Annotated in this window: 1 protein-coding gene and 1 pseudogene; one reads left to right on the forward strand and one right to left on the reverse strand. The window is 45.1% G+C overall.

Annotated elements, in window-relative coordinates:
* Positions 1 to 127: 127 nt before the first annotated feature.
* A pseudogene (locus tag ETC02_RS16640) lies at positions 128 to 460 on the forward strand (transposase); the annotation flags it as partial.
* A 137-nt stretch (positions 461 to 597) separates the two neighbouring features.
* Here ETC02_RS16640 and ETC02_RS16645 read toward each other — a convergent pair.
* Positions 598 to 948, reverse strand: coding sequence for a hypothetical protein (locus ETC02_RS16645; RefSeq protein ID WP_253264187.1), 351 nt, complete (start codon positions 946 to 948; stop codon positions 598 to 600).
* Positions 949 to 1,069: the final 121 nt, after the last annotated feature.

Consider the following 1,069-nt stretch of genomic DNA (forward strand, 5'->3'; position numbering starts at 1 on the left):
ATAGACCTTTTTGACTTGAACGTTCATGAGAGAAAAACTCCTTCACTTTCCTTGTGTGTCAAGGATTCATTCGACATCGGAACGAAAAAATCCTCCCGATTTTCGTTGGGAGGGTGCGAAATGTGAGATCATAGCCGAGATGGGAACCGACATGAGCGTCTTTGAAACGCCGGAACGGGCGGCTTCATGGACTGGATTGTCCCCCGGCAACCATGAAAGCGCCGGAAAGCGAAAGAGCACGCGCACGACAAAAGGCAATCCCCATCTCCGATCGGCGTTATGCGAGGCGGCATGGTCAGCAGCTCGATCCAAGACGCATCCCTTGTCCCGAAAGTTTTGGTCGTTGGCGGCCCGGTGCGGGAAGAAAAAAGCCCTCATCGCCATTGCTCGGCGGATGTTGGTGATCATCTTTTGCATGATCTCCCGCAAAGAGCCGTTCCGCCAACCACAACTTATTTAGTCTAGCCAAAAGGCAGACAGGTTATACGAGATGCCTAAAATCGGGCACCTCTGCTTTCCTATTGCCTTTTTTGGCCATTTTCAGTATACCCTCACGGATCAGGAGCGTATACCGCACTCACCAAGTGGTGGGGATTTTCACGGAAAAGCGGAAATATCGGAAATAACGAAATCTATTTGATTTTTCTGTAAAAAAACTCGTTCTTGTTCAATGAGAAAATCCCACTTTTTCAGATACTTTTTATATTCAACATTTAATTGTTCGATATCCGGCTCAATCGAGTCTTTTTGCAACACATAACCAATATCCGTTTCCATCTTGCGGAATGTTACTTGATTCTCATCCTTCAAAGACTCTCTCAAAAACTGAAGGGCAAAAGAGTGACAAATAATCACTCTTACGTCTTCCTCCATCTTCAACAACTGGCGAATAAGCGCAACACTTCTTGTCGCATGCCCAAAACCGTAATCAGAAATGTAATACCTCACATTTCGCACCCTAACAAGGTCAAAACAAAGGATTTTTTATTTAGTTTTTCAGAATAACTTTTTGACCAACACAACGAGCGATGGCAATCCTTTTTTTACCATCGCTGGTCGTTCCGTATGA

This window comes from Geobacillus sp. DSP4a, from assembly GCF_013096875.1.
In the GTDB taxonomy this organism is placed as follows: Bacteria; Bacillota; Bacilli; order Bacillales; family Anoxybacillaceae; genus Geobacillus; species Geobacillus thermophilus.